Raw genomic sequence first — 18,840 nt, 5'->3', positions numbered from 1 at the left:
TATTGTAAATTAAATGTTCTTAAATTTGTCGTCAAAAGTAATTATTAAATATCAAATTTCAAACGATTTCGTAAATTTAGCCAATGTTTAAAGAAAAGTATACTATTATAGGTGTTATGTCCGGAACCTCACTGGACGGAGTCGATTTGGCGCATATTGTCTTTACTGTCAAAAACAACAAATGGGACTTTCAAATCCTGGAATCTGAAACCGTTTCGTATAGCATTGATTGGTTAAACAAATTGAAAATAGCTGTTGGTTTTTCTGAAGCTGCTCTCGAAAAATTAAATCAAGACTACACGCAACTTCTGGCTGTTATTATTTCAGATTTTATCGAAAAATACGAAATAAAAAACCTCGATGCTGTTTGTTCCCACGGACATACTATTTTGCACCAACCACAAAACGGATTCACACTTCAAATTGGTAATTTACCCGAAATAGCTACTTTAATTAACCAAACTGTCGTTTGTGATTTCAGAGTTCAAGACGTACAACTTGGCGGTCAAGGCGCACCTTTGGTTCCTATTGGCGACCGAATTTTATTTTCTGAATATGAGTATTGCATGAATTTAGGTGGTTTTTCGAATGTTTCTTTTGAACAGAATAACAAAAGAATCGCCTTTGATATTTCGCCTGTAAACACCGTTTTAAATTTTTATGCGAATCAATTAGGATTGAATTATGATGACAAAGGCAGTATTTCAAGAACCGGAATTTGCAACAAAGAGTTATTAAATGAACTAAATGCGTTGGATTTCTATCAAAAGAAACACCCTAAATCATTGGGTTTTGAGTTTGTAAAAGAAACTGTTTTACCCATTATCGAAAAATATTCCATTCCCATTGAAGACAAGTTACATACTTTCACCGAACATGTGGCGTTGCAAATTGCTTTGGCTTTGCCCAATAAAAACGGAAGTCTTTTTATAACTGGCGGCGGTGCTTACAATGATTTTCTTATAGAGAGAGTTCAGTATCATTTACCTAAAATGAAGCTCATTATTCCGTCAGCTAAAATATTGGAATTCAAAGAAGCACTGATTTTTGCATTACTCGGTGTTTTAAAATTACGCGGAGAAATCAATGTTTTGAGCAGCGTTACAGGTGCAAAAACAGATCACAGTTCTGGAGTTATTTATAACAATTGAATATTTTAACTAAACTATATTCCCTCATCGCTTAAAAGACTAATTTTAGCAAAAATTTAACCTACACAACTCATGAAAAAACTCTTATTACCCCTATTTACACTGTTTTTACTTATTCAATCCAACATCGTTACAGCGCAAAGCCAATTTGATGTCAATGGTGTTATTATTCCAAGAGAAATAAAATTCCAAAATAAAACGCTTCAGCTTAACGGGTTTGGAACCAGATCAAAAATGATGATTGAAGTATATGTTCAAGCATTATATTTAACAATACTTTCCCAAGATGCAAAAGATATTATTGACAGTAATACTGAAATGGCTATCAGAATACAAATCACCTCTTCAATGGTTTCATCAGCTAAGTTAACCCGGAATTTAAATAAAGGTTTCGAACAGTCTTCTAAAGATGTTCTTCCTACTTTAGTGCCAAGAATGGAACAACTTAAAGGTATGCTAAGCGATGAAATTGTAGAGAATGACATTTTTAATTTGATTTATAATCCTAATGATACTTCTCTTTGGGTTTACAAAAACGACAAATTAAAAGGTAAAATAGCAGGATTTGATTTCAAAAAAGCATTCTTTGGAATTTGGCTTTCGGATAATCCTGTGGGTGAAAACCTTAAAAAGAATTTATTAGGTCAATAAAAATTATTGTTTAAAATTATTCAAAAAAATAAATAATTCACATTATTCTATTTTTTATATTTGCCTAAATTAAACATATCGCAACAAATGAAAGATTTATTAAAGAAATTCGAAAATAAAGAACCTGAAATAGTTTTCCATTGGAAAGATGCTGAAACAGAAGCCGAAGGATGGACAGTCATCAATTCGCTTCGTGGTGGTGCTGCCGGTGGTGGAACTCGTATGAGAAAAGGGTTGGATATGAATGAAGTTTTGTCTTTGGCAAAAACCATGGAAGTAAAATTTTCGGTTTCCGGGCCTGCTATTGGCGGTGCTAAATCTGGAATTAATTTTGACCCGAATGACTCAAGAAAAAAAGGCGTTTTACAACGTTGGTATAAAGCCGTTTCTCCTTTATTGAAAAGTTACTACGGAACGGGTGGAGATTTAAATGTAGATGAAATTCACGAAGTAATTCCTATGACGGAAGAATGTGGTGTTTGGCATCCGCAAGAAGGTGTTTTTAATGGTCATTTCAAACCGACCGAAGCAGACAAAATCAACAGAATTGGACAATTGCGTCAAGGTGTAGTAAAAGTGATTGAAAATCCAAAATTCTCACCAGATGTTTCCAGAAAATATACTATTGCTGATATGATTACCGGTTATGGCGTTGCCGAAGCCGTTCGTAATTATTATACAATCTATGGCGGAGATGTAAAAGGAAAGAAAGCAATCGTACAAGGTTTTGGAAATGTAGGTTCTGCTGCCGCTTTTTACTTAGCCGAAATGGGTGCTAAAGTAATTGGTATTATCGACAGAGACGGAGGATTAATCAACGAGGAAGGATTCTCTTTCGAAGAAATAAGAGCTTTATTTCTTGCAAAAGACGGGAACAAACTGGTTGCTGAAAACATGATTCCTTTTGAAGAAATCAATCAAAAAATATGGACTATTGGTGCTGAAATATTCACTCCATGTGCCGCTTCCAGATTAGTAACTCAATCTCAAATTGATAGCTTGATTGCGAATGGTCTTGAAGTAATTTCGTGTGGTGCGAATGTTCCTTTTGCCGACACAGCAATCTTTTTTGGTCCAATTATGGAAGATGTAGATCATAAAGTGAGTTTAATTCCTGACTTTATTTCTAATTGTGGTATGGCGCGTGTTTTTGCTTACTTCATGGAAAAGAAAGTACAAATGACTGATGAAGCAATCTTCCAAGACACTTCGGAAATCATCAAAAAAGCAATTGAAAAAGCACATGCTTTGAATCCAAGTAAAACAAATATTAGTGCAACTGCTTTTGAAATCGCATTGAAGCAGCTTACTTAAAATAAAATAGTTTTTTTACTATTTATCGGAAACTGGGATTAAGCAGATTTTAAAATCTATTTAATCCCTTTTCTTATTTCTAGTTTTAAGCGAAAGCAATATTATTTATATTCTGGCAGTCGCTTTTTACTCTTGACAATTTTTAGTACTTTTCAACGTTTTTTAGTAATACACTTTTTAAAATTTAAAATACAAATGAGTTCCACCATTTCATCAGATCAAAAGAAATCGTTAGCACTATCCATTCTTTTGTATGCGACAATGTTGTTAATTTTATTTTTCATCCGCTTTTGGCCTCCCGCAAACATGGATGAACTTGCTGGTGGCGGCGGTGGCGGTGGCGTTACAGTAAATTTTGGCGACAGCGATTTAGGTTCTGGAGCAAATTATAAAAGCGAAGTTTTGGAAGTAAAAAATCAAACCAGACAAACGCCTGCAAAATCAACTCCTGACGAAGCTATTTTATCTCAGGAAAACAGCACCGAAGAAACGGTTGTCATTCCGACGAAAGAAAAAACTAAAAAACCAACAGTCGTTGTAAAAGAAGAAACAAAACCAGTAGTTGTAAAACCTAAAGTTTCTAACAATACAAATGATGCTTTATCCAGCATTCTAAAAGGTTCGAATAAAGGTGGCGATGGCGATGACAAAGCAGCCGGAAACAAAGGAAAAGCCAACGGAAGCTTGAGTTCTAACGGTTATTATGGAACGGGTGGTTCCGGTGGAGGAACAGGCGGAGGAAATGGTACCGGAACCGGAATAGGAACTGGCAGTGGCTATGGCTCAGGAAGCGGAGGAGGAACCGGAAGTGGTTCTGGCGGAGGAGTTGGATACTCCTTAGGAAACCGAAAAGCATTATCTAAACCCGCACCAAAATACACGTGTAATGAACAAGGGAAAGTTGTTGTAGAAGTTTCTGTAGACAGAACCGGAAGGACTGTAAATGCAGTTGCCGGTGTAAAAGGAACTACGAATACCGCAAAATGTTTATTAGATCAAGCCCGAATTGCTGCGATGAACACGAGATGGGACGCCAGCAGCGATGCCCCCGAGAAGCAAGTAGGTAAGATTGTTTACAATTTCAATTTGAATTAAAATCATATAAAGCTACATAAAAAATGCCTCGAAATATCGAGGCATTTTTTTTATTTTAAAATCAGCTTAACTAATAAGATTACTTTGTAAAACGTTTAATAAAAATTACTTAGGACTGGTGGCAATCACAAACTTCAGATTGTTCTTCACTCCTATTTGCAGTACGTCAACTAAGTCTTGTACTTGTAAATTGAATGGAATTCTCACGACAACCGTCTGATCCTTTGTCGCATCCATTTTAGACATCAAGGTCGTTTCCAGTTCTTCAAATAAAACAGGCTGTTTGTCGATGTAGAATTTTTTATCTTCTGTGACAGATAAACTAATGTATTGCTTGTTTGTTTTCTCGTTAGATTGTGCTTTTGGCAGCGTCATCTTGATAACATTAGGATTTGCCAACGTTGATATAATCAAGAAAAACAACAACAGGAAAAACATAATATCACTTAATGAAGAAGTCGCGACCTCGGCATGAAATCTTCTTTTTCTTTTTATAGACATATTATGATCTTTGAATAATATTTACAAATTCTAATATTTGTTTTTGAATTTTTAAAGCAAAATTATCAATCTTACCGTTTAATAAATGGTATCCGCTATACGCAATAATACCTACAATTAATCCAGCACCACTACTGATCATTTTCTCGTACAATCCTCCAGAAATATTACCAATACTAATGTTTTCAGTTACCGAAATACTGTAAAATATTTTAATAACTCCAGAAATAGTTCCAATAAATCCTAATGTAGGTGCAATACCGGCAATAAGTCCCAAATGACCTAAATGCTTTTCCATTCCTCCTATTTCGATATCTGCAGCACGATCCATATTGGATTCAATCTCAATAATAGGTCTCCCAATAACCAGAATACCTTCTTTTACAATATTACCAGAAGCGGTATTATTTCTTTCTGCAATGGATCTAGCCAAATCAAGATTTCCTGAATTTAGATTATCCCGAACATCGCGCATCAAAAGCGCATCAATTTTTGATGCTTTACTGATGTACAAATAGCGTTCAATAATCAGATAGAAAGTGTAAAATAATAGAATCCCGATTGGGATAAGCCACACACCACCTTTTAAAAGGAATCCCAAAGTGGATATTTCGGTATTTGGAGCAATTTTTTCGATAACTACGTTTGAAGCAGCGTTGGTAATGGTGTCGGCCTGTAATTGTATAAAACTAAACATATAATATTATTGTATTTTAATCATTAATTCTAAAAATTATTTCAATTTTGCACTAAAGATACTTTTCGATGTACTATTAAACTAAAAAAATCGAAAAATATTTTAAACAACTACTATTTTATTACAAAAATGAACTATCAGGAAACCATAAATTGGATGTTTAATCAACTCCCGATGTACCAACTTCAGGGCGCTTCGGCCTATAAAAAAGATTTAACCAACACACATTTACTCATAGCTCATCTTCATAATCCACAAGAAAAACTAAAGTGCATTCATGTTGCGGGAACTAACGGAAAAGGCTCGACATCACACATGTTGGCATCCATACTTCAAGAGGCTGGTTATAAAGTTGGATTGTACACTTCACCACATTTAAAGGATTTCCGGGAACGCATAAAAATTAACGGAAAGGATATATCTGAAGAATTTGTCACTGATTTCATCAATGAGCACAAAAGTTTTTTTGAATCCAATGACATGAGTTTTTTCGAAATGACCGTTGGATTAGCCTTCGATTATTTTACCAAAGAAAAAGTAGACATCGCCGTTGTTGAAGTGGGAATGGGCGGAAGATTAGATGCTACCAATATCATCACTCCATTAGTTTCGGTGATTACCAATATAGGATTGGATCACACACAATTTTTAGGAAATACATTAGAAGCCGTTGCTTTCGAAAAAGCGGGGATTATCAAACCCAACATTCCTGTAATAATAGGAGAATACACTCCTGAAACCAAACCTGTTTTTTTGGCTAAAGCCAAAGAATGCAATTCGGAAATTTATTTTGCTGCTGATTTAATTTCAGAAACCTATCCTTCTGATTTAATTGGCGATTATCAAATACACAATAAAAAGACGGTATTGCAAACCGTTTCTATTTTAAATAGTCAAAACGAATTTAAAATCACTCTCGAAAATACAAAATCTGGTTTGTTGAACGTGGTAAAAAACACCGGACTTCAAGGAAGATGGCAACAATTGAATCAGTTTCCTAAAGTTATTTGCGACACGGCACACAATAAAAACGGACTGGAAATTGTATTGAATCAAATACAAAAAGAAGATTTTGATACTTTACATATTGTTTTGGGAGTTGTAAATGACAAAGATTTAGATGAAATCTTACCATTATTCCCTAAAAAAGCAATCTATTATTTCTGTAAACCTAATATTCCTCGCGGGCTGGATGTTCTAATTTTAAAACAAAAAGCAGCAACTTTCGAACTGAAAGGCGAAGTATATAATTCTGTTTCAGAAGCTTATAAAAGAGCAATTGAAAACGCAGCGAAATCTGATTTTATATACATTGGTGGAAGCACCTTTGTAGTAGCAGAAATTTTATAATTTTTTTGGTTTTTACTTGCAAATCTAGAAAAGTGGCGTATATTTGCACACGCAATAACGGAAACGAAAGTAACCAAATTGTTTAGGGCGATTAGCTCAGCTGGTTCAGAGCACCTCGTTTACACCGAGGGGGTCGGGGGTTCGAACCCCTCATCGCCCACAAAAAACTCCATTAGAAATAATGGAGTTTTTTTTATGTCTAATAGTTTATGGAACACATTACCTACATCCTTTTTAGCGGAATTAAAAATAGATATTATATTGGTTTCACTTCTAATTTAGAAGAACGTATTATTCGACACAATCAAAAAAGCAAAGGTTTTACCGGCAACGTAAATGATTGGAAAGTTGTTTATATCGAAAAACACGAAACAAAAGAATTAGCTCAACAAAGAGAATTACAAATCAAATCTTGGAAAAGCAGAATTAAAATTCAGGAACTAATTTCAAAAAAATATTAGTTCAGCTGGTTCAGAGCATTCCGATCCTATCGGAAGTGGTCGGGGGTTCGAACCCCTCATCGCCCACAAAAAACTCCATTAGAAATAATGGAGTTTTTTTTATGTCTAATAGTTTATGGAACACATTACCTACATCCTTTTTAGCGGAATTAAAAATAGATATTATATTGGTTTCACTTCTAATTTAGAAGAACGTATTATTCGACACAATCAAAAAAGCAAAGGTTTTACCGGCAACGTAAATGATTGGAAAGTTGTTTATATCGAAAAACACGAAACAAAAGAATTAGCTCAACAAAGAGAATTACAAATCAAATCTTGGAAAAGCAGGATTAAAATTCAGGAACTAATTTCAAAAAAAGATTAGTTCAGCTGGTTCAGAGCATTCCGATTCTATCGGAAGTGGTCGGGGGTTCGAACCCCTCATCGCCCACAAAAAACTCCATTAGAAATAATGGAGTTTTTTTTATGCCTAATAGTTTATGGAACACATTACCTACATCCTTTTTAGCGGAATTAAAAATAGATATTATATTGGTTTCACTTCTAATTTAGAAGAACGTATTATTCGACACAATCAAAAAAGCAAAGGTTTTACCGGCAACGTAAATGATTGGAAAGTTGTTTATATCGAAAAACACGAAACAAAAGAATTAGCTCAACAAAGAGAATTACAAATCAAATCTTGGAAAAGCAGGATTAAAATTCAGGAACTAATTTCAAAAAAAGATTAGTTTAGCTGCTTCAGAGCATTCCGATTCTATCGGAAGTGGTCGGGGGTTCGAACCCCTCATCGCCCACAAGAAACTCCATTAGAAATAATGGAGTTTTTTTTATGTCTAATATTTTCCCTCCTGTAATAGGATCAAGTTCAAAAGTTGGAGGTCATACAAAAAGATTAGATAACCTCAACAAAAAAAATAGCGATACACAAAAAAACTCCATTATTTCTAATGGAGTTTTTTATGTTTATTTTTAAGATTACCAACCCTGCGTCAATCCGTTCTTAACGACTTCTTCGTATTTTTCTTTATCGAAACTATATAAATTTGGAGCTTTGTGCGCTACATTACTCTTCTTCTCGTCCAACTTTGTCAAGATTCCGATTGCCATTATCTTTCGCAGAAAATTTCTACGGTCGAGTTTTCGGCCCAATATGGTTTCATATAATTTTTGTAATTCCGGAATAGTAAATTTTTCGGGAAGTAAATTATATCCTACCGGCATCAAATTCAATTCCATGCGAAGGGTTTCCAATGCTGTATCCAGAATTTGTCTGTGATCCAAAATCAATTCCGGTACCGCATTATGGTCAATCCACTCCACAATTTCATTTTTGCCTTCAGGCTGCGGAACCGTTTGTAAAAAATCGACTAAGGCATAATACCCAACCGTTACAAAACGACTAGCATACCATTTTCCTTCGTCTAAAGGGATTCCGTAAAAATCCAGAACAGCATTACTAACATCAACACTACACCTTCTAGCTGCTCCGAAGGTAGAAAACTGCCTCAAAAAAATTCCTTTCAATCCTGTTCTGCCATGTAACACAGTTACAGCAGCCTCATCAATATCTTCATTTACAGGTACAAAACCGCCAGGCAAAGCCCATTTATCGCTGTACTTTGTTTTTATCAATAACACTTTGAGTTGATTGTCATGAAATCCGAAAATCACACAATCTATTGATAAACCCGGCTGATATTCTTCCTTGTTATCTAAAATGGTTTTTAACATGTGATTTATTCTAGTAATTAATATACCCTTTGAAAGACGCAATTTAGTTTATTTTTTTTAAGAAAATAAAAGTGCGCCCAATTTTGAAAACTCGTTATTCTTGCTTTTTGATTTAAACCAAAAAAATATTTCGGCAAAGAAACAAATCCATTCAACAAGAAAACATATTTACTCAAAAAAATAGTAAAAAAAAATCATTTACAAAAAAAATTGTGAAATTTTATAGTGAATGCATTGTGAATCAAAAAAAGATGTACATTGCGTCAAAATAACACATAAGATTATTGTTTAAAATAGTTACCAAAAAACAACCAAATTAAAGACTATGAAAAAAATCATTTTACTACTTATTGGACTTACATTGTCGTCACAATCGTATGCCCAAGCAGTAGATTATCGCGCTAAAGCAAAAAAATTAGTTTCTCAAATGACCTTAGAAGAAAAAGCTTCTTTGTGTTCCGGTGAAACAGCTTGGTCCACAAAAGCCATAACCAGACTAGGAATTCCTTCTATTTTTATGACTGACGGGCCACATGGTTTACGTAAAGCGGAAGGTTTTGACTTTACCAACAGCGTTCCTTCTACGTGTTTCCCAACTGCATCTGCACTTGCTTCCTCATGGAATCCTGCTTTGGCACAAAAAATGGGAGAAGCTTTAGGAATCGAATCTCAAGCTAACGATGTTCAAATATTATTAGGACCAGGAGTAAATATGAAGCGTTCCCCTCTTGGTGGAAGAAACTTTGAATATTTTTCTGAAGATCCAGTTCTAGCCGGAAAAATTGCTATCGGTTTTATAAATGGAGTTCAAAGTCAAGGTGTGGGAACTTCCATGAAGCACTTTGCAGCAAACAGTCAGGAAGCTGAACGTATGTCTAATAGTTCTAATGTTGACGAACGTACCTTGAACGAAATCTATTTTCCAGCCTTTGAAATGGCAGTAAAAGAAGCACAACCTTGGACGGTAATGTGTTCATACAATAAACTTAATGGAACATACGCATCTGAAAACTCCTATTTATTGAATCAAATGCTAAAAGAAAAATGGGGTTTACAAGGTTTTGTAGTTTCTGATTGGGGCGCAGTAAACGAAAGAGCTCTAGGAGTTGGTGCCGGATTGCATTTAGAAATGCCTGCAAGCGGAGGTTTCAATGATAAAAAAATTGTTGAAGCGGTAAAAAAAGGAACTTTGGCGGAAGCCAGATTGGATGAAATTGTAACTGATTTACTTGCCATTACTCTAAAAGCAAAAGACAGCCACAAAAAAGGAATCGTTGTGGACAAAGTAAAACACAATGAATTAGCCAGACAAGTAAGTGGCGAATGTATTGTTTTATTGAAAAACGACAATGCGATTTTACCACTAAAATCAGCTTTAAAAAAGATAGCTATTGTTGGTGATTTTGCGAAAAATCCTCGTTATCAAGGAGCAGGAAGCTCACAAGTGAGACCTACACAAATTGTAAATGCACTGAATGAATTACAAAAAATGGCAAAAGGAACTCAATTTTCCTTTTCAACAGGGTATAATACTGCCGGAGAAACAGATGATGCTAAAATTGCTGAAGCAGTTCAAAATGCACAAAATTCAGAATTAGTGATTGTTTTTGCTGGTTTACCGGACAGTTATGAATCAGAAGGTTTTGACAGAAACAACATGGACTTGCCTGCAGGTCACAACAAATTGATTTCAGAAGTAGCAAAAGTTAACAAAAACATTGTAGTGGTATTGATGAATGGCGCTGCGGTTTCTATGCCATGGAAAAACGACGTTGCTGCAATTGTCGAAGCGTATCTTGGTGGTCAAGCCGGTGGTGGTGCAATTGCTGACGTATTAACTGGAAAAGTAAACCCTTCCGGAAAATTATCTGAAACCTTTCCTGCACGCTTGGAAGACACTCCAACTGCAATGGATTTCCCTTCAAAAGATGGAAATGCAAATTATGGTGAAGGGATTTTTATTGGATACCGTTATTATGACAAAAAGAAAATCGAACCTAATTTTCCTTTCGGTTATGGTTTGAGTTATACCTCTTTTTCGTATTCTGATATTAAAGCCAATACTACAGTAGCTAAAGATTCTGATGCAATCACCATATCAGTAAAAGTAAAAAACACAGGTAAAATTGCAGGTAAAGAAGTAGTTCAACTCTATGTTCATGAACAAGAAAGCGAAGTGGCAAGACCCGAAAACGAACTGAAACACTTTGAAAAAGTAGCATTGCTAGCCGGAGAAGAAAAAACAGTTACATTTCAATTGACTTCACGTGACTTTGCTTATTTCAATTCAAAATCTCATGATTGGGCTATAAAATCAGGAAAATTTGACATCCTTATTGGAAGTTCCTCTCGTGATTTGCCTTTAAAACAAACCATCACTATTGAATCTACAAAAGCTGCAAAAATAGTGCTGACACGTGAATCATTATTTAAGGAATTCAAAAAATCTCCAAACAGTCAAGCGATATACGAACAACTGGTTCAAAGTTTCACTGGTGCCAATAAAAAACCAGAAACGGAAGATGAGAAAAAAGCAGCTTCATTTTTAGAAGCAATGTTAGCTGATATGCCAATCAATAAATTTCTTTTATTATCAGGAGGAAAATTCACAGAAGAAAATCTGGATGGTATTTTGAAAGCTGTCAACCAAAATTAAAAATTGTTATTAATTGTTGTTAAAAAAGTATTGAAAAAGAATTTAATTGGATATCGTCTATAGAGCACATCTAAATTAAATTCCCTCTCATCAAGTCTATTTCCCTAATTAAATACCATAACTACAAGTTCGTTAGGCAATAGATGTAGAGTCAATACTTTTTTTTATTTTAGAACTCAATCGACAGTATTTCTAAGAATACTGTCGATTGAGTTTTTTTATTTTATTAATTCAAAAGTCGTTTTCAAACGAATATCTGAAGAAGAAGAACCAATCATCAAATCAAAATCTCCCGGCTCAGCAATCCATTGTAGTGCAGTATTGTAAAAAGATAACTTTTCTTTGTCAATGATAAATTTGATGGTTTTTGTTTCACCCGCATTCAGTTTTATCTTTTGAAAATCTTTCAGTTCAATTATTGGTCTGACAACTGATCCTACTTTGTCTCTCAAATACAACTGAACTACTTCTTCACCAGCTACTTTTCCAGAATTTTTCACGTTTAATGAAACCTCGATTTTTTCAGTATTTTTAATTTTATTTTTGGATAATTTCAAATCTGAATATTCGAAAGTGGTATAACTCAATCCAAAGCCAAAAGGAAATCTGGGGCTATTTTTTAAATCAGTATATGCAGAAACATAATTGAAAGCCGTTTCATTTGGAGCTGGTCTTCCTGTATTAAAATGATTGTAATAAATAGGAATTTGCCCTTCTTCCCTTGGAAAAGACATTGGCAATTTCCCCGAAGGATTGTAATCGCCAAACAAAACATCAGCAATAGCATTACCTGCTTCGCTTCCTAACCACCAGGTGTAAGCAATTGCTGGGACATTATCTGCAGTCCAATTAAAAACAAGCGGTCTTCCCGCGTTAATCAAAACCACGACAGGTTTTCCCGTTGCTTGAATCGCTTTTACCAGTTCTTCCTGAACTCCAGGCAAATGAATATTACTGCGACTTTTAGCTTCACCACTCATATCTGCTCTTTCACCAATACTCAAAATCACAACATCGGCTTGATTGGCAACAGCAATTGCTTCCGCAAAACCATCTTTGTTATCCCCTTCAATTTCACACCCTTTGGCGTAAAGCAATTTAGTTGAACTACTTACTTTATTTTGAACACCTTCCCATTGCGAAACAACTTGTTTGTCATAATCTAGTTCTGGCAATTCTACAGCCCAAAAACCCATATTTTGTTTGTGTTCTTTAACTAAAGGTCCAATAAAAGCGATTGTTTTTGTGTCTTTGGAAAGTGGTAAAATATTTTTCTCATTCTTCAACAACACGATACTTTTTGCCGCAATATCCCTTGCTGCTTTTCTGTGCTCCGGATTGTTCAATGCAGTTTGTTCCCTTTCCGGATTCGAGTATTTATAAGGATTATCAAAAAGTCCTAATTCAAATTTCTTACGTAAAATTCTTTTTACGGCATCATCAATCAAGGCAATTGGCACTTTATTTTCTTTAACCAACTCCGCTAAATGGTATCGATACGCATTGCTTTCCATATCCATATCACTTCCTGCAGTTATTGCTTGTAATGCAGCTTCTTTATTGTCTTTTGAAAATCCGTGATTGACCATTTCTCCTATCGAACCCCAATCAGAAACTACAAAACCTTGAAAGTTCCATTTTCCTTTAAGAATGTCTCTTTGCAGGTATTTATTTGCTGTAGCCGGAATTCCGTTAATGTCATTAAACGAATTCATAAATGTTGCGGCACCCGCATCAAGCGCTGCTTTAAAAGGAGGCAAATACGTTTCCCAAAGCATTCTTTCGCTCATATCAACCGAGTTGTAATCTCTCCCACCAACAGCGGCTCCATAGGCAGCAAAATGTTTCACGCAAGCCATTACCGAATTGACATCACCTAAATTACCCTGAAAACCTTTGACTCTGGCGTAAGCAATTCTCGAACCTAAATAAGTATCTTCTCCAGCACCTTCCATCACTCGTCCCCAACGCGGATCACGAGAAATATCAACCATGGGCGCAAATGTCCAATGAATCCCACTTGCCGATGCTTCTACAGCAGCAATTCTTGCTGAAAGTTCCATCGCTTCTAAATCCCAACTTGCAGCTTCTGCTAAAGGAAGTGGAAAAGTAGTTTTGTATCCATGCACCACATCCTGGCCAAATAACAATGGGATTTTTAATCGAGATTGCATCGCTAATTCTTGATACTGTCGCGTATATTTAGTTCCTAAAACATTCAACATCGAACCAATTAAACCTTTTTTAATTTCGGTTTCCTTATTTGGATTTATGGTTATAGGTCCAGTCGCTTGATTGTTTCCCGTATATTGATTAAGTTGTCCAATTTTCTCTTCGAGTGTCATTTGCTTTAGCAAAGCATTCACTTTTTGGTCAATTGTTTTTTGTTGGGAAAACCCGATAAAACAAACCAATAAAAGAATTGTAGTTCCTATTTTTTTCATTTCAAATTTCTTTGTTGTTTCACTAGCTATTTAGAATAGTATGAAACGAGTTTATAGTCTTGTATGCTTTTATTTTTTTGCCTTTTTAAATTCCAAAAAGTTCAAATTGAAATTTCCTTTTTCGAAATGTACTTTGACTTTATTCGTCCCTTGTTTTAAAAGTACATTTTTTAAAATCACCGTTTTCCAATTGTCTTTTCCGCCTGAAGATGGAATTGTTATTGTTTCAGAGATTTTTCCATTTTCATCTTCTAAATAAAGTTTTCCACCTGAAGCCTCACTCGCATAACGAATAGCAACATCAAAAGTAGTTTTAGCTTTCACCTCAACCGTGTATTGCAACCATTCACCATCTTCAATAAAGGCAACCTGAAATCCGTTTGTCATTGTATCATTGCAAGACTCAATATCAACGCCATCATTTCGCATCATTCCGCCTTTGTTCCATTTAGTAAACTTTGTCCCGTCATAATTAGCGACATCTTTATCCAAATAAGCATATCCGTTTTGTCCTAAATCATATTCAGTTGCGAATACTTTCCCTGGCAAAGAATGTTTTTTGTATTTCTTAGTATCGGTTGTTTGAACTTGTCTGAACATGGCATCAATCACATCATATCTGATGGTCAGATTTTTCATTTTGAAGTTTTCAGCGATATCCATTACTCCTTTTTTGGCGAAATCTACAGTAGGCTTAGCTCTTTCATTATTCCAATATTTCAACAATTGATCGTATTCCGGAGTTTTTGTAACCGAAGTAACTCCAGCTAAATTTTCAATTTTTTTCATTGGCCAAAAAGCCCAACCAATATTATTTGCCTCCACTAAAGAAATAGCTTCCTTGAACCAAACATTAGAATTTTCTCCACTTTCTCCCAACCAAATTGGCACATTGTATTGGGTTCTGTAATCCAACATTTTTTGTATCGAAGCTGTGTCATTTTGATTCCAATATTTATGAAAACTCAACGCCATATTTTCATCCCAAAGCGGAAACATTCCGTTGTAATTATTCCCCCAGCAATTCCCTTCAATGAAAATCAAATGATTTTTATCGATGGCTCGAATGGCATTTGTGACTCTAACCTGCAAAGCTCTTAAAGGCGCATTCGATGTTTCATCGCAACCATTTTGATTTGTTCCCGTAAAATTCCAATTGGGTTCATTGATAATATCATAAGCTCCTATCCAAGGATTGTCTTTGTAACGCTCTGCTAATTTTTCCCAAAGCGCGACCATTTTATCCTGATTGGCCGTACTTTCCCAAAGTGATGGTTTTGCAGAATCATAATCAGAGATATTAGCGTCTTTTCCTTGTCCACCCGGAGCTGCATGCAAATCCAAAATCAGATATATTTTATTGGCAGCACACCAGTTTAATAAATCATCGGTCATTTTGAAACCTTCCTCCAGCCAAGTATTCTGACCAGAAACCGCTTCTTGTTCAAGAGGCAAGGTGTATAAATTGTAATGCATTGGCAAACGAACAGAGTTGAAACCCCAAGCCGCCAATGAATCAATATCTCTCTTTGTTATTCCATTTGCTTTATAGGCATCATAAAATTCTTTGGTGTTTTTGGCACCAATTAAATCCGTTATTTTTTGCTTAATTATATGTTGAGGACCAGCAAATGAACCGGTTTGAAGCATATATCCTTCCTGAACCATCCATCCGCCCAATCCCAAACCGCGCAACACAATATTTTTCCCGTTTCCATCGACAATTTCTTGTCCATTTCTATGCAAAAATCCCTGTCCAAACGAGGCAATTGAAAAAGAAATAAAGACCATTAAAACTATTTTCTTCATAAAGTAGGTTTTAGAATAAGACCGTTTAAAATTTAATACACTAATGTTTGAATCCCATGAGCAGGAATTACAACAACCGTTTTCTCAGTAGCAATAATTAAATTATACGTAACACTTTTATCGCTATGATTCATTACTACAGTAACCATTTTTCCATCTTTATTTAGGAATGAAGTACTTATCAAACTGCTTCGGCTTACTGCTGTACTGACTCTTTTAGCATCTGGCCGAATGAATTTTGAAAAATGTCCGATGTAATAATACGAAGGTGTGTAAATTAATTCTCCTGAATTAGTATCTGCATGAATGGGTGCAAAACAAAAATTCCCTACGTGATTTGGTCCACCATTTTGGTCCAAAAGAATATTCCAATCCGTCCAACCGACAGTTCCATTATTAAAATCATTAATCATAGAAGTTCCATATCGTTCTCCGTTTGCCCAAAATTGGTATTTCTTAGCATCAAATTTTTCGACGCAACCTTCGGTAAACATTAAATTTTTAGATGGATAGGCTTCGTGTACTTTTCGAACATTATCAAACATTGGCTCTCCTCCTGCCCAAGTTTCGTACCAATGAAATCCCATTCCCCAAGCATATTTTGAAGCTTCCGGATCAGAAAAAATAACATTGGCTCTCTGGTTCATCAAATCACGGTTGTGATCCCAAACCACAATTTTTTTACTTCCTAAACCTTCTTTTTTCATTGTTGGCCCAAGGAAATTCTTCAAGAAATCTCTTTCGGCTTCTGCAGAATACACACATGATTCCCAAGTTTGGGTTGCCATAGGTTCGTTTTGAACGGTCAATCCCCAAATTGGCATTCCCTCTTTCTCATACGCTTTTATAAATTTTGTGTAATAATTTGCCCAAGATTGATAGTATTCCGGAAGTAACGTTCCTCCTTTTAGCATGTTGCCATTGCTTTTCATAAAAGCGGGAGGACTCCATGGCGAAACATAAAGCAATAATTTTCCACCAGCCGTTTTTATGGCTTCTTTAAGCATTGGAATGCGATATTGTCTGTCGTGATCAATATTGAACGTTTTTAAATCCTTGTCTCCATCTTTGATATACGTATAGCTTCCGCTCGAAAAATCAGAACTATGAATGGTGGTTCTCAATAACGAATACCCAATACCTTTTTCTTTATCATAGTAGGCATTCAAAAGTTCTTGCTGTTTCTCTTTGCTCAATTTTGCAAAAACCTCTGCACTGGCATCCGTGATTGCTCCACCGATTCCCATGAAGTTTTGGAATGTTTTAGTTGATTCCACAAAAACAGAAATCTCTGTTTCTAAAGGTTGTTTGGAACTGCTAAAACTCAATTTATCGGTTTGTGTTAATCGCAACTTTGTATTTTCTGCTGTAGTATAAACGGTAATCGTTTTGTCTTTTGTAGAAAAAGATTTGAGTTTAGCTTGGCTTTTTTGCTGAGAAAAAGCAAAAAAAGATGTTGCCAAAAGTACTGCTGTCGTTATTCTTTTCATGATATTATTATCTATTTTATTTACCAGATATATGTTCCTACCGAACCTGCTTCGAGGGAAGTTTTTACCCAGTTTCCATTGTATTTGATATTGAAAATTTCGAAAGTGTTTCCATCATTTTCAACAATTAAAACTTTTTTCCCACTAGGCGTTTTAAAAGCCACATTGTTTAAATTTCCACTAAAGTTACTCGAAATTCTCACTGAACCGGCAGGAACAAATTTAGAAGCATGGGCAATGATATAATATCCTACATTTCTTGTAAAACTATCACTGCTGTTAATCGTCAAGGCGCCTTTACAAGTGGTACAACCGCCCGGAGTATTTGGTCCAAAAGAAGCATTATTTGCTAAGTTCCATTCTAATGCTGTTTTACTCCAATTACGCATCGAGCCGATAATTACATTTTTCACATGCCATTTCAAATCCCCTTCAAAACTTCCTGTAGAAGACGTGTATTGCTCAGTGAAATAGATGTTTTTATTTGGAAAAGCACTGTGAACTGTAGACAAAGCACTTATATCTCCTTCGTACAAATGAAATGCAGAACCATCAACATAAGGATTTGCTCCTGGATCATTCAGCACTGCAATAGGATATTCCGGTTTGTTGCAATTATGGTCGTATGCCACAATTTTAGTCGATAAGTTTGCAGTTTTGAAAGCAGGACCTAAATGATTTTTTATAAAATCAGCCTGATGCAATGCAATCATCAACATACTTGGATTATTACCCGGATGCAAGGGTTCGTTTTGAGGCGTAACAGCATCAATAGCAATTCCTTCGGCTTTCATTGTTTGAATGTATTTTACAAAATATTTTGCATAAACCGCATAATATTCCGGCTTCAAGCTTCCGCCAACAAAACCATTGTTGTCTTTCATCCAAACTGGAGGCGACCACGGAGTTGCCATTATTTTAATATTTGGATTGATTGCCACAATTTCTTTCAGCATTGGAATCAAATCCGTTTTATCTGGTGCCAAACTAAAATTGTCCAGATTCATATCCGTTTGTCCGCTTGGTAAATCATCATACGTAAATGGCGCGGCATTCAAATCGGATGCACCAATGCTAATTCTTAAATAGCTTATTGCAATAGAATTGTCATTGGTTCCAAATAATTCTTTTAATAATTCTTGTCTCTTTTGGGTATTTAATTGATTAATAACCTGAGCGCTTCCTCCAGTTAAGGTATATCCAAAACCATCGATTGTTTGAAACACTTTAGAATCGTCAACCTCAATATTAGCATAGGTATTATAGGCTGTGCCAAATGCTAAAACTGATGTTTGTTTTTGAAGCACCGCACTTTGATTGCCTTTTGTCAACCAAAAATCCATTTCATTTGTGACTGCCACTGGCGGAGTTGGCGTAGGTGCTGGAGCCGGATCAACAGTATCTCCAGACGGAGAACACTTTGACATAAGCAACGTAAGGGTTAATACAGCTAAAAATTTCATAGTATTTTTTATAGTGTTCAT

16 protein-coding genes and 3 tRNA genes are annotated in these 18,840 nt (G+C 35.4%); 12 read left to right on the top strand and 7 right to left on the bottom strand.

The genetic code is table 11. The annotated features are described in order from the left end of the window. Positions 1 to 83: 83 nt before the first annotated feature. From C8C87_RS01935 to C8C87_RS01920, 4 genes are all read left to right on the top strand, one after another. Positions 84 to 1,151 carry an anhydro-N-acetylmuramic acid kinase gene (locus C8C87_RS01935; RefSeq protein WP_121340925.1) on the top strand — a complete coding sequence of 356 codons (1,068 nt, stop codon included), beginning with the start codon at positions 84 to 86 and terminating at the stop codon, positions 1,149 to 1,151. Positions 1,152 to 1,223: 72 nt separating this feature from the next. Then, positions 1,224 to 1,802, top strand: a complete 579-nt coding sequence (locus C8C87_RS01930; RefSeq protein ID WP_099713487.1) for a chalcone isomerase family protein — start codon at positions 1,224 to 1,226, stop codon at positions 1,800 to 1,802. 87 nt (positions 1,803 to 1,889) lie between these two features. Beyond that, positions 1,890 to 3,116 (top strand): Glu/Leu/Phe/Val dehydrogenase dimerization domain-containing protein, encoded by a 1,227-nt coding sequence (locus C8C87_RS01925; protein ID WP_121340924.1) that lies wholly within the window; start codon positions 1,890 to 1,892, stop codon positions 3,114 to 3,116. Positions 3,117 to 3,311: 195 nt separating this feature from the next. Then, positions 3,312 to 4,211 (top strand): energy transducer TonB, encoded by a 900-nt coding sequence (locus C8C87_RS01920; protein ID WP_121340923.1) that lies wholly within the window; start codon positions 3,312 to 3,314, stop codon positions 4,209 to 4,211. 105 nt (positions 4,212 to 4,316) lie between these two features. Here C8C87_RS01920 and C8C87_RS01915 read toward each other — a convergent pair whose 3' ends face one another. Both C8C87_RS01915 and C8C87_RS01910 read right to left on the bottom strand, forming a co-directional pair. Continuing rightward, on the bottom strand, positions 4,317 to 4,712 hold the full coding sequence (locus C8C87_RS01915; protein WP_121340922.1) for a biopolymer transporter ExbD: 396 nt from the start codon (positions 4,710 to 4,712) through the stop codon (positions 4,317 to 4,319). A gap of 1 nt (position 4,713) precedes the next feature. Continuing rightward, entirely contained in the window at positions 4,714 to 5,409 is a 696-nt protein-coding gene (locus C8C87_RS01910; RefSeq protein WP_099713491.1) for a MotA/TolQ/ExbB proton channel family protein, read from the bottom strand. Between the two features lie 129 nt (positions 5,410 to 5,538). On the opposite strand from C8C87_RS01910, the gene C8C87_RS01905 reads away from it, so the two are divergent. The 7 genes from C8C87_RS01905 (at position 5,539) to C8C87_RS01870 (ending at position 8,020) form a co-directional block, all read left to right on the top strand. After that, complete coding sequence (locus C8C87_RS01905) at positions 5,539 to 6,759, top strand: folylpolyglutamate synthase/dihydrofolate synthase family protein (protein WP_121340921.1); 1,221 nt, start codon at positions 5,539 to 5,541, stop codon at positions 6,757 to 6,759. Positions 6,760 to 6,844: 85 nt separating this feature from the next. After that, positions 6,845 to 6,919 (top strand) — tRNA-Val (locus C8C87_RS01900). 49 nt (positions 6,920 to 6,968) lie between these two features. After that, entirely contained in the window at positions 6,969 to 7,220 is a 252-nt protein-coding gene (locus tag C8C87_RS01895; protein WP_121340920.1) for a GIY-YIG nuclease family protein, read from the top strand. 115 nt (positions 7,221 to 7,335) lie between these two features. Then, on the top strand, positions 7,336 to 7,587 hold the full coding sequence (locus C8C87_RS01885; RefSeq protein WP_099713525.1) for a GIY-YIG nuclease family protein: 252 nt from the start codon (positions 7,336 to 7,338) through the stop codon (positions 7,585 to 7,587). Further along, positions 7,582 to 7,653: transfer RNA gene (locus tag C8C87_RS01880), tRNA-Arg, on the top strand. The genes C8C87_RS01885 and C8C87_RS01880 overlap by 6 nt, the downstream gene beginning before the upstream one ends. 49 nt (positions 7,654 to 7,702) lie before the next feature. Then, positions 7,703 to 7,954 carry a GIY-YIG nuclease family protein gene (locus C8C87_RS01875; protein WP_099713525.1) on the top strand — a complete coding sequence of 84 codons (252 nt, stop codon included), beginning with the start codon at positions 7,703 to 7,705 and terminating at the stop codon, positions 7,952 to 7,954. After that, positions 7,949 to 8,020 (top strand) — tRNA-Arg (locus C8C87_RS01870). Before C8C87_RS01875 ends, C8C87_RS01870 begins: the two co-directional genes overlap by 6 nt. A gap of 181 nt (positions 8,021 to 8,201) precedes the next feature. Here C8C87_RS01870 and C8C87_RS01865 read toward each other — a convergent pair. After that, positions 8,202 to 8,957 carry an NUDIX domain-containing protein gene (locus tag C8C87_RS01865; RefSeq protein WP_121340919.1) on the bottom strand — a complete coding sequence of 252 codons (756 nt, stop codon included), beginning with the start codon at positions 8,955 to 8,957 and terminating at the stop codon, positions 8,202 to 8,204. 325 nt (positions 8,958 to 9,282) lie between these two features. Between C8C87_RS01865 and C8C87_RS01860 the strand changes: the two genes are divergently transcribed. Then, complete coding sequence (locus C8C87_RS01860; protein WP_199716364.1) at positions 9,283 to 11,613, top strand: glycoside hydrolase family 3 C-terminal domain-containing protein; 2,331 nt, start codon at positions 9,283 to 9,285, stop codon at positions 11,611 to 11,613. A gap of 218 nt (positions 11,614 to 11,831) precedes the next feature. Here C8C87_RS01860 and bglX read toward each other — a convergent pair whose 3' ends face one another. The 4 genes from bglX to C8C87_RS01840 all read right to left on the bottom strand — a co-directional run bounded on the left by bglX (position 11,832) and on the right by C8C87_RS01840 (position 18,840). After that, the gene (bglX, locus tag C8C87_RS01855) at positions 11,832 to 14,057 is read right to left on the bottom strand and encodes a beta-glucosidase BglX (protein WP_121340918.1); all 2,226 of its coding nucleotides are present in this window, start codon (positions 14,055 to 14,057) and stop codon (positions 11,832 to 11,834) included. Between the two features lie 69 nt (positions 14,058 to 14,126). After that, on the bottom strand, positions 14,127 to 15,866 hold the full coding sequence (locus C8C87_RS01850; protein WP_121340917.1) for a cellulase family glycosylhydrolase: 1,740 nt from the start codon (positions 15,864 to 15,866) through the stop codon (positions 14,127 to 14,129). A 32-nt stretch (positions 15,867 to 15,898) separates the two neighbouring features. Further along, positions 15,899 to 17,356, bottom strand: a complete 1,458-nt coding sequence (locus tag C8C87_RS01845; RefSeq protein WP_121340916.1) for a glycoside hydrolase family 30 beta sandwich domain-containing protein — start codon at positions 17,354 to 17,356, stop codon at positions 15,899 to 15,901. Between the two features lie 20 nt (positions 17,357 to 17,376). Next, positions 17,377 to 18,840 carry a glycoside hydrolase family 30 beta sandwich domain-containing protein gene (locus tag C8C87_RS01840; RefSeq protein ID WP_233549988.1) on the bottom strand — a complete coding sequence of 488 codons (1,464 nt, stop codon included), beginning with the start codon at positions 18,838 to 18,840 and terminating at the stop codon, positions 17,377 to 17,379.

Source organism: Flavobacterium sp. 120 (assembly GCF_003633605.1).
GTDB lineage: Bacteria > Bacteroidota > Bacteroidia > Flavobacteriales > Flavobacteriaceae > Flavobacterium > Flavobacterium algoritolerans.
Note: the sequence above shows the minus strand (reverse complement) of the source record. Positions and strands in the feature narration are given on the sequence as shown.

Coding starts and splice junctions, on each gene's coding strand:
- C8C87_RS01895 (WP_121340920.1), top strand. CDS start 6,969: ATGGAACACATTACCTACATCCTTTTTAGCGGAATTAAAAATAGATAT.
- bglX (WP_121340918.1), bottom strand. CDS start 14,057: ATGAAAAAAATAGGAACTACAATTCTTTTATTGGTTTGTTTTATCGGG.
- C8C87_RS01845 (WP_121340916.1), bottom strand. CDS start 17,356: ATGAAAAGAATAACGACAGCAGTACTTTTGGCAACATCTTTTTTTGCT.
- C8C87_RS01910 (WP_099713491.1), bottom strand. CDS start 5,409: ATGTTTAGTTTTATACAATTACAGGCCGACACCATTACCAACGCTGCT.
- C8C87_RS01930 (WP_099713487.1), top strand. CDS start 1,224: ATGAAAAAACTCTTATTACCCCTATTTACACTGTTTTTACTTATTCAA.
- C8C87_RS01885 (WP_099713525.1), top strand. CDS start 7,336: ATGGAACACATTACCTACATCCTTTTTAGCGGAATTAAAAATAGATAT.
- C8C87_RS01905 (WP_121340921.1), top strand. CDS start 5,539: ATGAACTATCAGGAAACCATAAATTGGATGTTTAATCAACTCCCGATG.
- C8C87_RS01875 (WP_099713525.1), top strand. CDS start 7,703: ATGGAACACATTACCTACATCCTTTTTAGCGGAATTAAAAATAGATAT.
- C8C87_RS01925 (WP_121340924.1), top strand. CDS start 1,890: ATGAAAGATTTATTAAAGAAATTCGAAAATAAAGAACCTGAAATAGTT.
- C8C87_RS01920 (WP_121340923.1), top strand. CDS start 3,312: ATGAGTTCCACCATTTCATCAGATCAAAAGAAATCGTTAGCACTATCC.
- C8C87_RS01840 (WP_233549988.1), bottom strand. CDS start 18,840: ATGAACACTATAAAAAATACTATGAAATTTTTAGCTGTATTAACCCTT.
- C8C87_RS01935 (WP_121340925.1), top strand. CDS start 84: ATGTTTAAAGAAAAGTATACTATTATAGGTGTTATGTCCGGAACCTCA.
- C8C87_RS01850 (WP_121340917.1), bottom strand. CDS start 15,866: ATGAAGAAAATAGTTTTAATGGTCTTTATTTCTTTTTCAATTGCCTCG.
- C8C87_RS01915 (WP_121340922.1), bottom strand. CDS start 4,712: ATGTCTATAAAAAGAAAAAGAAGATTTCATGCCGAGGTCGCGACTTCT.
- C8C87_RS01860 (WP_199716364.1), top strand. CDS start 9,283: ATGAAAAAAATCATTTTACTACTTATTGGACTTACATTGTCGTCACAA.
- C8C87_RS01865 (WP_121340919.1), bottom strand. CDS start 8,957: ATGTTAAAAACCATTTTAGATAACAAGGAAGAATATCAGCCGGGTTTA.